We start from the raw sequence: 14,600 nt of genomic DNA, 5'->3' as shown, positions 1-14,600 counted from the left end.
ACTATAAAATATTATTTATAAAGAAAAAGATTAATTGGAACCCTTATCAGGTTTCTTTCTGGTGAAGAATTGCCTGTGGTAAGGGCATTAAAAAAAGGATCAAGGTATAGGTAAATAAGATTGAAATTTAATGGATTAATTGATAATATATTATTAATGTAGATATTCAAAAAATATAGATTAGGAGAAAAAATTAGAAACTGAGGAGAATTACAATGGTTAAACAGATTAATTTAGCATATGGGACAGGTCAACTTAATCTTAATCTGCCAGAAAAATATAAAATATTGGAATCTACGGCAGAGGAAAGGGGGAAAATTGACTGGCAGCAGAAGATAAAGGCTAGTTTTTCCAATCCGGTTGATTCCCCGACCTTAGCCAGTCTAGTTCAGCAGGAAAAGCCAGAAAAGATTGTGATTATTATTAATGATATAACCAGACCGGTGCCATATAATATTGTCCTTAAACCGATGTTAGAAGAACTGGAAGAAGCAGGGATAGTTGATGAAAATATAAGCCTTTTAATTGCTACTGGTATGCACCGGCCAATGACCCCAAAAGAGGTTGAAGAGACTGTAGGTAAAGATATAATAGATCGTTATCATTGGGAAAATCATAAATGTGAAGAAGAAATGGTTTATGCTGGCAAGTTAAGTGAAGGGATTCCTCTTTATGTAAATCCGCTGGCTATGGAAGCAGATTTATTATGTGCCATAGGTGTTATTGCTCCTCATTATATGGCTGGTTATTCAGGTGGCAGGAAATCACTGTTACCAGGGGTTTGTGGCCGGGAGACTATAGAAACCCATCATTCTTTAATGAGACTACCTGAAGCTAAGACTGCCAATCTGGCCGGCAATAAATTTCATCAGACAGCAGTAGAAGCAGCTAAAATGGCTAATTTGAAATTCATATCTAATGTTATTGTTGACAGCAAAAATGAACCTGTAGACTTGGTAGTAGGTCATTATCTAAAGGCCTGGGAAAAAGGTGTTGAGTTGTGTAGGAAAAATTCTGTTATTAAAATAGATAAACTGGCAGATGCAGTAATAGTTAGTACTGGTGGTTTTCCCAAGGATATTAATATGTATCAGGCTCAAAAGGCACTTGAAAATGCTTCATATTGTGTAAAAGAAGGAGCACCAATTTTGTTAATAGCTGAGTGTAAGGAATCACTGGGTGAAGATACTTTTGAAAAATGGTTATTAGAGGCTGAGAAACCGGAATATCTTGAAGAAAAGATCAAAAAGGTATTTGAACTTGGTGGACATAAGGCTTTTGCCATTGCCAGGGTAGCAAGAAAAAATCCTCTTTATTTATATAGTAGTATGAAAAGAGGTATTGTTCAAGAAACTTTCATGGACCCGGTTATAGATATTAATGAGTTTGTTAGTCAGTTAATATCAGCTGAAGATTTAGTATACATTATACCACATGGTGCTAATACAGTGCCATTATATACTGATTAACTATTAAGTAAATAATTAAGTCTGTTACTTAACTTAAGTAGATGCAGAATACTACCGGATAACAATATTAGCTTACAACTAGAGACCTGAAAAATTGGTCTCTAATTTATTTTTAGTTGAATATTTGAATTTTTATATAATGTATGGCATTAGACTTTTTTGTTATTGTGCTGAAAAATATGATAATTAAACATATACTAGTTTGCTGATTCTATTAATGAGGGAGTATGCAACATTGTATTTATACTCTTAAGCTAGCTTTACAGTTTTTGCTGGATTAATGCCTTAAGGAAGGTTCAAAATCGAATGTTCTTATGTTTGACAAAAATATACTAATATGTTAGTATATTAGTATAAAATCTAGAGGAGGCTTTAAAATGAAACAAAAATTATTAGCAAGTATTTTGATTTTAGGTTTACTTATTTCACTGGCAGCTTGTAGTGGAACAGGAAAAGATGCAAAGGGAGAAAGTTATGTACTTAAAGTAGGTACAGTATTGACTGAGGCAGATCCTATTTATAAGGGTCTTGAGGTGTTCAAAAAAAGTGTTGAACAAAGAACAGATGGAGCTGTTACAGTGGAACTATACTCAGGTTCGCAACTCGGTGCAGATGAAGATGTTTTAGAACAAGCCAAGGTTGGTGCTGGTGTTGGGATTATTACAGATCCGGGTCGTATGAGCAATTATATTAAAGATTTTGGAATTCTAGGAGGACCTTATTTAGCTAATGATTATGAAGGCGCCTTAAAATTGATGAAAACCTCAGTATATAAAGACTTAGTAGGGGAATTTGAAGAATATGGATTTAAAGTACTATCTTTTAATTACTATCAAGGTAGTAGAAATCTTTTTACAAAGTCACCGGTTACTAAACCAGAGGATTTGAATGGATTACGTATTAGAAGTTCTGGTTCTGATGTAGTAACGAAGTCCCTGGAGGCAATGGGAGCGAATACTACAGTTCTTCCGTGGTCAGAGGCGTACCAAGCACTTCAACAGAAGGTAATTGAAGGTGTTGAGGTACACAACTCTGCAGCAGTAGGTTCAAGTATTTATGAAGTTACTGATTACCTTTCTCAAACAGGTCATTTCCAATTGCTTACTGGACTTGTGATTTCTAATAATTGGTTTGAAAAGTTACCGGAAGAGTATCAAAGTATTCTTACAGAAGAATCTTATAATGCAGGTAAATATGCTTCTGATATTGTTATTAAAAAGAATGGAGAATTTTTACAAACTATTACTGATGCTGGTATAGAAGTTGTAGATGTTGATGCATTCAAAGCAGCTGCGGAATCAACTTACGATGATTTAGGATATAGAGAACTTAAAGATAAAATTGATAAAGAACTAGGAAGATAATACTAAAAGCGAGGTTTTGACATGAAAATTCAACGTATTGAAGAAATAACTGTATGTATAGGTCTTTCAATACTAATATTACTCGTTTTTACGGCTGCTACATTGAGATGGTTTGGTATAGATATGTCTTGGTCAGTTGACTTTGCCCAACTGACATTTTCCTGGGTCTGCTTTATTGGAGCAGACCTAGCCATGCGCCGTAAACGACATATGGGTGTTGATTTATTGGCAAATAAGTTTTCACTTCCGATACGAAATGCAATTTATTTATTTAATAGTGTATTGATTATGTTTTTCTTGATATTTGTTATTTATTATGGAACAAATTTATCAATAATCAATTTTCAAAGAACGTTTAATACATTACCAATAAGTTATTCCTTTGTTACCATTAGTGCACCTGTTGGATGTTTACTGATGTTATACACTGTTATGAAAAGATTGATAGGATATGTTGGCAACATTATAAAACATGATTATCAAGGTATTATTCAGAAAAACCAAGGAGGGGGGGAAACCATATGATCATCTTAGCTATAAGCTTTGTGATACTATTGGCCATAGGGATGCCTGTAGCCTTTGCAATTGGAATATCTACTCTTTCTTTCTTTATTAGTGAAGGTGTGCCTATTCAAATTGTAGCTCAAAGAATGGTAAGTAGTACCCAATCCTTTTCATTACTGGCAGTCCCTTTCTTTGTCCTTGCAGGAAACTTAATGAATGAAACTGGAATTACTAAGAGACTTATTAAGTTTTCAACAGTACTTACGGGACATATGTATGGTGGTCTTGCTCAGGTTTCTGTAGTTCTCAGTACGTTGATGGGTGGGATTTCAGGCTCTGCTACAGCTGATGCTGCGATGGAAAGTCGTATCCTTGGTCCGGATATGGGAAAAAGAGGGTATTCTAAGGGCTTTACTGCAGCTATCTTAGCTATGGGTGGTTTAATTACCTCTACAATACCTCCAAGTATTGGTCTTATTTTATATGGGGTCACAGGTGAAATATCAATAGGTCGTTTGTTTTTAGCAGGAATCGTACCCGGTGTTTTATTGACGATTGTGTTTATGACTACAGTGAATATTATTTCTAGAAAGAGAAAATATGCTAGAGAAATGGAAAAATCACCAACGGTTTTAGAAATTTTAAAAGGCTTAGTAGAGAATATATGGGCCTTATTATTTCCTGTTATACTAATTGTTGGGATTCGTTTTGGTATCTTCACACCATCTGAAGCAGGTGCGTTTGCTGTAGTATATGCCTTTATTATTGGTGTGTTTGTTTACAAAGAATTGACAATGAAAAAGATGATTGAGGTTTTAAAACAGACTTCGGTAGATTTAGCTGTAATTATGTTAATTATCATTTGCTCTAATGCTTTTGGTTATGCATTGGTTACGGGAAGAGTTCCTCAAACATTAGCAGATTTAATAATTAATGTATCATCAAATTCGTATATTGTATTATTTATTATTTTAGCTTTTGTTTTTGTGGTAGGTATGTTTATGGAAGCAACTGCAAATGTATTGATTTTAACACCAATTTTCTTGCCTATTGTAACAAATTTAGGTTTTGATCCCGTTCATTTTGGTATTTTATTTATGATTTTAGTAACTATGGGGGGAATGACACCACCTATAGGTGTTACAATGTATACAACATGTTCGATATTACAATGTCCAGTTGAAACATATACAAAAGAATCAATTTTATTTTTAGGAGCTGTTATTGTATTATTGGCAGTATTAGTATTCTTTCCACAAGTTGTGCTGTTTTTACCAAACATGGTTTTCGGTTAAAAATCAAAATGATATAAAAAGGAGACTAAAATATGAGATTAACCTTTGAAGAAATTAAGAATGAGATTAAAAGAGTGTTTATAAAATACGGACTTAGTGAAGAAAAAGCAGAAACTTGTGCTAGAGTTCATACAGAATCAACCTATGATGGTATTTACTCACATGGGACAAATAGAGTTGCCCGTTTTGTGGATTATATTCAAAAAGGCTGGGTTGATGTAGACGCTGAGCCGACTTTGGAAAAAGAATTTGGTGCAATACAAGTTTATAACGGTAATATGGGTCCTGGTGTTCTGAATGCTTTATATGGTGTGGAAAAAGGGATGGAACTTGCGGATAAATACGGCATAGGAATGGTTGGCTTAAAAAACACGACCCATTGGATGCGTGGTGGTACGTATGGCTTACATGCTGCTAATCGAGGTTACATTGCCATTATGTGGACTAACACTGAATCATGTATGCCGCCATGGGGTGGAAAAGAATGTAAGCTAGGAAACAATCCATTTGTAATGGCAGTACCAGGTGTTGATGGCGAGCCCGCAATTGAATTAGACATGGCCATATCACAATATTCCTATGGAAAACTACAAGTAACAAGATTAGCTAACAAAAAGCTACCATTTCCAGGTGGGTTTGATAAAGATGGACATATTACTGATGACCCAGGTGCAATAGAAGAGTCAATGAGAATCATGCCAATAGGATATTGGAAAGGCTCTAGTTTTTCTTTTATGCTAGACATTTTAGGTTCTATCTTAACAGATGGTATTGGAGCTGCAGATTTAGATAAAAAAGGAAAAGGAAGTTGTGGTGGCGCATCACAGGTTATGATTATTATTGATCCTAAGAAAATTAGTGATAAAGAGGAGAATATGGCAGCTACAATTAAAAAAGCTGTAACACACATAAAAAGTTCAGAGCTATCAGAGGATTCAACGGGAATTTTTACACCTGGTGAAGATTTCGTGAGATTTAGAGAAGAGCATGATGCTAAGGGAATCTTTGTGGATGATAGTGTTTGGGAAGAGATTAAATTCCTTTAGAGATGTCCATAGGAAATATTGTTTATATTAAGATACTTTTATCTTGTCTAACCGAATGAATCTCATAGACTATTCTGCTATAAATGGCTAGTAAATGGAGTTAGAAAAATTATAGTAAAAGTAAAAGTCTAGTTGAGGAGGAATTGTGATGAAAGCATTGAGAGTTGAGGAACCTAATAAGATAGCTGTTGTTGAAATTCCAGAAGTAAAACTAGAAAAGGATAACGAAATACTTATAAAAGTTAAAGCTGCTGGTATTTGTGGTAGTGATATTAGTATTTATTTAGGGAAGTCTCCAGTTGCAAGCTACCCTAGAATTCTTGGCCATGAAGTAACAGGGATAGTTCAAGAAATTGCGAACTCTGTTACGAGATTTGAAGTTGGAGATCATGTGATTATTAAACAGACCGAAAGCTGTAATATGTGTTATGCATGCAAACATGGTAGAGATAATGTTTGTGTCGATTTAAAGGTCAGAGGAGTCAATATAGATGGTGGTTATCGTGAGCATATGACAGTACCAGAGACATCAGCATATTTAATTCCAAAAGATCTAGACTTTAAGACTGCTGTTTTGATTGAACCCTTTACTATTGCTTTTCAAGCTTGTGCCAGGGGGAGACTTCAAGAAGATGATACTTTATTAGTATATGGTGCAGGTGCTTTAGGTTCAACAATTATACAAGTAGCTAAAAGTTTTGGCTGTAAAATTATAGCTGTAGATATTGAAGAAGACAAACTTGATCAGGCAAAAAGATTGGGTGCTGCTTATACAATTAATGGGAAAAGTCCAACTTTAAAGGAGGAGATACAGGCTGCTTCTAATGACTATGGACCAACAGTTTGTATTGACTCAGTATGTAACCCTGGGTCCTTTGAATTTTTAGTAGATGTTGTTGGTAATGCAGGAAGAGTTGTGTTAATGGGATTTGATACTAGAGTTTCAGAAATTGCACAATTTAAGATCACGGCTAAGGAACTAGATATTATTGGCTCTCGATTACAGCATGATAAATTCGAAAAAGTAATTGACTTATTTGCTAGAGATATTATTCAAGCAGGAGATATGATATCACATGTTTTTAATTTCAAAGACATTAAGAAAGCATTTGATGTAGTTTCTAGTAGAAAGTTTAGAAAAATTGTGTTAACATTTTAATTGGTTATAAGTTTGGAAAGATATCCTGAATCTTTAAATAGATTTAATCGAATTTTATTTTAGCAAAGTCATTAAAGAGGGGGTGTAGGCGTATGCAGTTATCAAATCAAGCATCTTTTAATATTGGAGATAATGTGTATTATACTCTTCGTAAAAATATTATATCATTAAATTTAAAACCAGGAGAGGCATTGAGCATCAAGGATATTTCTGAAAAATTAAATGTAAGTAGATCGCCAGTAAGGGATGCACTTATTAAATTAGAAAAAGAGGGGCTTGTTAATATTATTCCTCAAAAGGGAACAATTGTTTCCAAAATAGATTTAAAACGAGTTGCAGAAGAAAGATTTCTAAGAGAAAGTCTCGAAGAAAATACTATAAAATTGTTTGTTAGTGTCTGTAAAGAAAGTGATATACAAATATTAAGGCATTGTATTGAGATGCAAAAGCAGAGTATAAAGGATAATGATTATATGTCTTTTTTGAAGTATGATGACAATTTTCATAGTGTATTTTTTAAAAGTACTGATAAAAACATGTGCTGGGAAATTATTCAAAGTATGTCTGGTCATTATAAGAGGATACGGCTTATGTCCTTATGGGATAAAAAAATACTTTCTAATGTAGTTGTACAGCATTTAGAGGTTATAGAAAAAATATGTAATGGTAATCTTCAAGGGGTTGTAGATATAATCAAAAAACATCTGTCAAAGATTTTTGTGGAAGAGACAGAACTTATTAATAAATATCCTGAATTTTTTAAGGAAAGGGAAAACGAATGTAATTAGAATAAGGAGACGTAAATATGAAAATGACGCTAAGATGGTTTGGAAGTAAGCATGATAATGTGACTTTAGAACAGATCAAACAGATTCCTGGTTGTGTAGGTGTTATTACAACCCTATATGATTCTAAACCTGGAGAAGTGTGGAGTAGGGAAGCAATTCAGGCAATGAGAAATGAAGTAGAGTCAGCAGGGTTAGAGGTTAGCGGTATTGAGAGTGTGAATATTCATGATGATATTAAGATTGGTCTTCCTACAAGAGATAAGTATATCAATAATTATATTGAAACTCTTGAAAATTTAGGGGAAGAAGGGATAAATTTAGTATGCTATAATTTTATGCCTGTGTTTGACTGGACAAGATCTGATCTTGCAAAGGTAAGACCTGATGGTTCTACAGTCCTTTCTTATGACCAAGAGGTTATTGATAAAATAGATCCAGATAAGATTTTTAAGGAAATGGAAGCAAGCTCTAATGGGTTTGTACTACCAGGATGGGAACCAGAACGACTAGGAAAGGTAAGAGAACTATTTGAAATGTATAAGGATGTAGATGAAGAAAAATTATTTGAAAATCTTATATATTTTTTAAATGCTATTATGCCTACCTGTCAAAAGTATGGAATTAAGATGGCAATTCATATGGATGATCCTGCATGGTCTGTATTTAATCTACCAAGAATAATAAATAATAAAGAAAATATCCAAAGAATGCTTGATGCAGTTTCTGTGGAAAATAATGGGTTAACCATATGTACAGGTTCTTTAGGTTCTAACCCTGATAATGATATTCCAGATATTATAAGAAGTTTCAAAGGGCGAATACACTTTGCTCATATTAGAAATCTTGTTCATCACGGGCCAGGTAAATTTGATGAGGCAGCACATCTTTCATCTGATGGTTCCTTAGATATGTATGAAATTGTAAAGGCATTATATGATATTGGCATGGAAGGACCTATAAGACCTGATCATGGAAGAATGATTTGGGGCGAGAAAGCTATGCCAGGTTATGGATTATATGATAGAGCTTTAGGAGCAACATATTTAAACGGTTTATGGGAAGCAATTGATAAATCAGTTAAGCAAGGAATGTTAGGGTTTAATGACTAAAAAATATAATCCAAAAGAAAGAAGGTGGCTAGCATGAAATTAAATATGAAGGCCTTAAATGATATTGATGTCTGGGAAAAAGCAGGGTTTAAGCTTCCAAGATTTAATCTTCAGCAAGTAAAAGAAAATACGAAGGCAAATCCTAACTGGATTCATTTTGGTGCAGGAAATATTTTTAGAGCATTTATAGCAAATGTACAGCAAAGTATTTTAAATGAAGGAAAAAGTGATAGGGGAATTATTGTTGCAGAGGGTTTTGATTATGAAATAATCGATGAAATGTATAGGCCTCATGACAATCTGGGTGCTCTTGTAACTTTAAAGGCAGATGGTCATATTGAAAAGACAGTTATTGCAAGCATTGTAGAATCATTAATTGTAGATCCAAAGAATGAAGAAAACTGGAAACGGTTAAAAGAAATTTTTATAAACCCAAGTCTCCAAATGGTAAGTTTTACGATCACGGAAAAGGGATATAGTTTACAAGATGCTAAGGGTGAATATTTATCTGACGTAGTAGAGGATTTTAATAATGGGCCACAAAATCCAGTAAGCTATATTGGTAAATTGGCTGCACTTGTTTATGAACGATATATAAATGGGAAAAACCCCCTTGCCTTAGTTAGTATGGATAATTGTTCTCATAATGGGACTAAACTTTATCAGGCGGTTAGTGCTTTTGCCGAAAAGTGGGTAGAAAAAGAATGTGTAGATGAAGGCTTTGATGTTTATATCAATGATCCTAAGTATGTATCCTTTCCATGGACGATGATTGATAAAATTACTCCAAGACCAGATCCGAGTGTAAGGGAGATGCTTAAAAAGGATGGTTTTGAAGATGTAGAGGATGTAATTACATCAAAAAACACCTATATAGCTCCTTTTGTAAATGCAGAGGAATCAGAATATCTTATTATTGAAGATTTATTTCCTAACGGCAGACCAAATCTTGAAGAGGCTGGTATTATTTTCACAGATAGAGAAACGGTTGATAAAGTTGAAAAAATGAAGGTTTGCACTTGTCTAAATCCCCTTCATACAGCTCTTGCTATATATGGTTGTTTATTAGGATATACTTTGATTTCAAAGGAAATGGAAGATCATGAGTTAAAAAACCTTGTAGAAAAAATAGGATATGTAGAGGGCCTGCCTGTAGTTGTAAATCCTAAAATTATTGATCCTAAAAAATTCATTGACGAAGTGCTTAAGGTAAGAATTCCAAATCCATTTATGCCTGATACACCACAAAGAATTGCAACTGATACTTCTCAAAAATTAGGAATCCGCTTTGGTGAAACAATAAAAGCCTATATAAGCAGAGAAGATTTAAATATAATGGATCTAAAGTTTATTCCTCTTGTTTTAGCGGGCTGGTGTAGATATTTAATAGGTATTGATGATGATGGCAATAAAATGAAACTTAGTTCAGATCCTCTTTTAGAGGAATTAACACCTTATGTTGCATCAATTTCTCTTGGAGATAAGGGACCTTTTCATGAACAGCTTAAGCCGATATTATCCAATGTTAAAATCTTTGGTATAGATCTTTATGAAGTAGGCTTAGGAGAAGTTATAGAAAATTATTTTGAAGAACTAATTGCATCAAAGGGTGCAGTTAGAGCAACTCTAAAAAAATATGTTGATTAAATAACTCTCAAAACATAAAATGACTTTGATGGTACAAGCATCAAAGTCATTTTATGTTTATTCTTGCCCTTTCTAAAAATATAAGAGAAAATGCTTCTGTCGGAGATGCTAAATTTTTTCGCAAGATCCTGAAACCATACTATTTTATTGTTTCTTGAGAAAAAGCCCAAAAAGGGTTATAATAAAGAAAAAATGCAGGAGAGTGGTTAGGTGAAATCTTATAGGGAATACTTATATTTTGATACTAACAACAGGGTAGAATTAATAAATATTACTGATAAAGTTGTAGATATAATTAAAAAAAGTCAAATAAAAGAGGGATTATGCCTGGTCAATGCCATGCATATAACGGCCAGTGTTTTTATTAATGATGATGAACCTGGTTTACATAATGATTATAAAAAGTGGCTAGAAGAGTTAGCTCCACATGAGCCTATTTCCCAATACCAACATAATGGTTTTGAAGATAATGCAGATGCACATTTGAAACGGCAGATTATGGGGAGAGAGGTTGTTGTAGCTATCACTGAAGGGAATCTTGATTTTGGTCCCTGGGAACAGATTTTTTATGGTGAATTTGATGGTAGGAGAGAAAAAAGGGTTCTTGTTAAGGTAATAGGTGAATAAAGCCAATGTATTAATTTAATTTTGATTTAGAAAAGGGAGTGTAAAATATATGTCAGCAGACCTTCATATACATTCAACATATTCTGATGGGAGTTTTCCTCCTGAGCAATTGGTTAAGATGGCTAAAGAGAATGGTTTAAGTACTATTGCCTTAGCTGATCATGATACTGTTGAGGGTGTTCCAGAGATGATTGCATTAGGTAAAGAGATGGGAATTGAGGTTATCCCGGCCATAGAATTTTCAACGGTCAGAGAAAAAGCAGAAGTCCACATCTTGGGTTATTATATGGATTATATATCCAGGGATTTTTTGAAAAGAGTTGAGGCCTTTTTTACGGCCAGACTTGACAGAGCACGGGAGATGGTTAATAGGTTGAACCAGCTGGGAATAAATATTCATTATGAGGATGTAACAAAACTTGCTGGGGATAAATATATCGGCCGTCCCCATCTGGCTATGGCTTTAAAACAGGCTGGTTATATTAAGGAGACAGATGATGCCTATACAAATGAACTGATTGGTAATGGAGGTAAGGCCTATGTTCCCAAGTTTCAGTTGAAACCGGTTGAGGCAATTTCTATTATCAAAGAAGCAGGTGGTATTGCTGTACTGGCCCATCCCTATTTTATTAATAGGGGCAAACCCTTTGGTGAAGAGGAGATAAGGGAATTAACTGAATATGGTCTGGATGGTCTTGAGGTTTATCACTCTAAACACAGTGAAAAGACCAGCCAATATTATCTGGAAATAGCAGAAAAACTAAATTTACTGGTGACTGGTGGTAGTGATTTTCATGGGGAAAATACACCTGGTATCCAGGTAGGGGATGTTAGAATAGATGACCAGAGGGTTAAAAAATTAAAAGACTATCTGGGAATAAGTTAGTGTTAAATAATGTTAAAAATAACGATTGTGATTATGTTATTTTTTAAAATGATTGAATCTTTGGATAGTCTATTCTCATCAATTTTCACTTGGGTACTTAGTTTGGTTAAACCTTGTCTTAGAGAAAAGTTGGTCAAAAATTTAAAATGACAATGAGCTTTTCAATGGTGCTTTTTGATATGCTTATCTAACGATAAAAAAGTAATTTATTTCTAAATATAAAAGATATTTATATTGTTAATGTATAAAAATAGTTTTGAAGAATAGCTAGGGCTATTCTTTTTTTATTTATAAAAAAATACAAATATGTGAATTTTAAAAATGATTAGTTAAGACTCATATCCTAATGTTGAGTGTTGGTCTTGTTTTCAGACACTAGATTAGCCCAGAGTGATAGGGGCGATTTGTTTATATTTATGATATATTTATTTGCTTTGCATATATCAGTTAGTTGATTTTTCATTAGCAACAATAAGTTGAATATTGTTCTCTTTAAAATTCTCAATATATTTTTTATCAGGTTCTTTATCAGTAATAAGAATATCAAGATCTTTAATATGTAAAAAAGTATAGAGTGAAACAGCGTCAAATTTATTGTGATCTAATAGTACAATGGTTTTGTTGCTTGTATTAATCATAGTTTGTTTTACTTGTGCTTCTATAAATGAAGAATTCGTTAAACCAGCAGTTAACGATAATGCATTAGTTCCCATAAAGAGTTTATGGGCATTAACTTTTTCTAATAAATTAACAGCATCTAGACTAATTATTGAATTGGTATTTCTTTGTAGATCACCTCCGATTACAATTAAGCGAAAGTTATTATATTTTAATGCTTCAGTTATGATCAAAACATTGTTTGTAATTACTGTAAGATTTTTTTTATTTCTTAAATGAGGTATCATGTGGTAAGTTGTAGTACCTGAACTAATAAGAATGATATCGCCATCTTCCACTAGTGAAGCTGCTTGTTTGCCGATTCTGTCGAGTTTTTCCGAAAATTTAACATTATTTGGATAATTACTATCTTTATTATCTATAAATGATACGCCACCATAAACTTTTTTAACGACGCCTCTTTTAGCTAGTTCATTAATATCTCTACGCATAGTGGCCATGGATACATTAAAAATATCACACAATTGTTTTGAAGTGCAGTTTCTATGTAGTTTTATGTATTCTTTTATTTTTTCTATACGTTGTAATTTCAAGTTTAGAGCCTCCTTAACAAATCTTTTGTAACCATTATATCATTTATTAGCCAGTAATTAAATAAAAAATATGAAATTATGAGTATATTTTGGTAGAGTTAATGATTGGCTAAAATATTTATTAAATATTAAAATAGAATTATCATTAGATATAGGAAAGAGGAACATAAACAATCAAAACATAACAATAAATTAATCAAATAATAAAAAATTATATTAATTATATAGATTTATAGCTATTTTATTGGAAAATTTGTTGTAATTATGATTAAAAAATGATAATATATATGCATGAGAGGAATATGAAACAAAATATGAACATATAGAGGTGATATTATGATTAAAAAACGATAATATACATATAAAAAAGAAAGATAAAAGCAAAAATATGAACATATAGAGGTGATATTGTGAGTGCGAAAATAATGGGCATAGGTGATTTGTTGATACCCCAAGAATATATTAAAACAGGTTTTAAAGGGTTTGAAGATCAAGGGATTGGGGTTGAAACTATTCAGTGGGATTTGGCAAGTTATGAAGAATTACAAAATATAAATCTTATGGTTGAAACTGGTGGTAGTGAAGCATATGAACCAGGACAATATATATTAGATGCAACTAAAGATGCAGATATTATTATTACACAATTTTGTCCTATTACAAAACGACTAATAGATAATTGCAATAACCTAAAGATGATTGGTGTACTTAGAGGTGGATATGAAAATATAAACGTAAATTATGCAAATGAAAAAAATATAGTTGTAATGAATACTCCAGGAAGAAATGCTAATGCTGTTGCAGATTTCACAGTAGGTTTATTGATATCAGAATGTAGAAATATTGCTAAAAGTCATTTGGAATTAAAAAAAGGGGAATGGGTAAGAGATTACTTTAATGCTGATTCTGTTCCAGATTTATCATATAAAACAGTAGGAATTATAGGGTTGGGGCAAATAGGACAAAAAGTTGCTCAAAGATTAAAAGGATTTGAAATGGATATAGTTGCTTATGATCCGTATTTGAAAGACCCTATAGATGGGATAAAAATGCTTAGTCTTAAAGAACTGATGCAAGTTTCTGATTTTGTAACATTGCATGCTAGATTAACAAAGGAAACAGAAAAGCTTATAAATGAAGAATTAATTAATTTGATGAAACCAACAGCTTATATTATCAATTCAGCTAGATCAGGATTAATAGATGAAAAAGCATTATATGAAGCTTTGAAAGCTGGAAAGATTGTAGGGGCGGCATTAGATGTTTTTGATGAAGAGCCACCAGGAAAAGAGTATCCTTTAGTAACACTTGAAAATGCAACTGTAACTCCACATTTGGCAGGAGGAACTAAAGATGCTTTTATAAATTCACCAATTTTGCTATCTAAAGAGATGGTAAAAGTTATTGGAAACCAAGAATCAAGATTTGTTGTAAATAAAGATATTTATAATCAAGTAAAAGATAAGTGGATTTTTAAAAAATAACAGTTAGGAGG

13 protein-coding genes are annotated in these 14,600 nt (G+C 32.9%); 12 read left to right on the top strand and 1 reads right to left on the bottom strand.

Annotated elements, in window-relative coordinates:
- Nucleotides 1-215: 215 nt before the first annotated feature.
- From GM661_RS17395 to GM661_RS17345, 11 genes are all read left to right on the top strand, one after another.
- On the top strand, nucleotides 216-1,469 hold the full coding sequence (locus GM661_RS17395; protein WP_230867933.1) for a nickel-dependent lactate racemase family protein: 1,254 nt from the start codon (nucleotides 216-218) through the stop codon (nucleotides 1,467-1,469).
- A gap of 377 nt (nucleotides 1,470-1,846) precedes the next feature.
- Complete coding sequence (locus tag GM661_RS17390) at nucleotides 1,847-2,833, top strand: C4-dicarboxylate TRAP transporter substrate-binding protein (protein WP_230867932.1); 987 nt, start codon at nucleotides 1,847-1,849, stop codon at nucleotides 2,831-2,833.
- A 21-nt stretch (nucleotides 2,834-2,854) separates the two neighbouring features.
- Nucleotides 2,855-3,358 carry a TRAP transporter small permease gene (locus tag GM661_RS17385; protein WP_230867931.1) on the top strand — a complete coding sequence of 168 codons (504 nt, stop codon included), beginning with the start codon at nucleotides 2,855-2,857 and terminating at the stop codon, nucleotides 3,356-3,358.
- A complete protein-coding gene (locus GM661_RS17380) occupies nucleotides 3,355-4,632 on the top strand; it encodes a TRAP transporter large permease (protein ID WP_230867930.1) in 1,278 nt (425 codons plus the stop codon). Before GM661_RS17385 ends, GM661_RS17380 begins: the two co-directional genes overlap by 4 nt.
- A gap of 32 nt (nucleotides 4,633-4,664) precedes the next feature.
- Nucleotides 4,665-5,678 carry a 3-dehydro-L-gulonate 2-dehydrogenase gene (gene yiaK, locus GM661_RS17375; protein ID WP_230867929.1) on the top strand — a complete coding sequence of 338 codons (1,014 nt, stop codon included), beginning with the start codon at nucleotides 4,665-4,667 and terminating at the stop codon, nucleotides 5,676-5,678.
- Between the two features lie 148 nt (nucleotides 5,679-5,826).
- The gene (locus GM661_RS17370) at nucleotides 5,827-6,837 is read left to right on the top strand and encodes a zinc-binding alcohol dehydrogenase family protein (protein WP_230867928.1); all 1,011 of its coding nucleotides are present in this window, start codon (nucleotides 5,827-5,829) and stop codon (nucleotides 6,835-6,837) included.
- Nucleotides 6,838-6,929: 92 nt separating this feature from the next.
- Complete coding sequence (locus tag GM661_RS17365) at nucleotides 6,930-7,625, top strand: GntR family transcriptional regulator (RefSeq protein WP_230867927.1); 696 nt, start codon at nucleotides 6,930-6,932, stop codon at nucleotides 7,623-7,625.
- A gap of 17 nt (nucleotides 7,626-7,642) precedes the next feature.
- On the top strand, nucleotides 7,643-8,734 hold the full coding sequence (uxuA, locus tag GM661_RS17360) for a mannonate dehydratase (protein WP_230867926.1): 1,092 nt from the start codon (nucleotides 7,643-7,645) through the stop codon (nucleotides 8,732-8,734).
- A 33-nt stretch (nucleotides 8,735-8,767) separates the two neighbouring features.
- On the top strand, nucleotides 8,768-10,381 hold the full coding sequence (locus tag GM661_RS17355; protein WP_230867925.1) for a mannitol dehydrogenase family protein: 1,614 nt from the start codon (nucleotides 8,768-8,770) through the stop codon (nucleotides 10,379-10,381).
- Between the two features lie 210 nt (nucleotides 10,382-10,591).
- Nucleotides 10,592-11,008: a secondary thiamine-phosphate synthase enzyme YjbQ gene (locus tag GM661_RS17350; protein ID WP_230867924.1), complete on the top strand. Its 417-nt coding sequence runs from the start codon at nucleotides 10,592-10,594 to the stop codon at nucleotides 11,006-11,008.
- Nucleotides 11,009-11,057: 49 nt separating this feature from the next.
- Nucleotides 11,058-11,894: a PHP domain-containing protein gene (locus GM661_RS17345; protein ID WP_230867923.1), complete on the top strand. Its 837-nt coding sequence runs from the start codon at nucleotides 11,058-11,060 to the stop codon at nucleotides 11,892-11,894.
- A gap of 443 nt (nucleotides 11,895-12,337) precedes the next feature.
- Here GM661_RS17345 and GM661_RS17340 read toward each other — a convergent pair whose 3' ends face one another.
- Entirely contained in the window at nucleotides 12,338-13,105 is a 768-nt protein-coding gene (locus GM661_RS17340) for a DeoR/GlpR family DNA-binding transcription regulator (protein ID WP_230867922.1), read from the bottom strand.
- Between the two features lie 410 nt (nucleotides 13,106-13,515).
- Here GM661_RS17340 and GM661_RS17335 point away from each other — a divergent pair, with 410 nt between their 5' ends.
- Complete coding sequence (locus GM661_RS17335) at nucleotides 13,516-14,589, top strand: 2-hydroxyacid dehydrogenase (protein WP_230867921.1); 1,074 nt, start codon at nucleotides 13,516-13,518, stop codon at nucleotides 14,587-14,589.
- The last annotated feature ends 11 nt before the right edge of the window (nucleotides 14,590-14,600 follow it).

The sequence above is a fragment of the Iocasia fonsfrigidae genome (genome assembly GCF_017751145.1).
Taxonomy (GTDB): Bacteria; Bacillota; Halanaerobiia; order Halanaerobiales; family DTU029; genus Iocasia; species Iocasia fonsfrigidae.
Note: the sequence above shows the minus strand (reverse complement) of the source record. Positions and strands in the feature narration are given on the sequence as shown.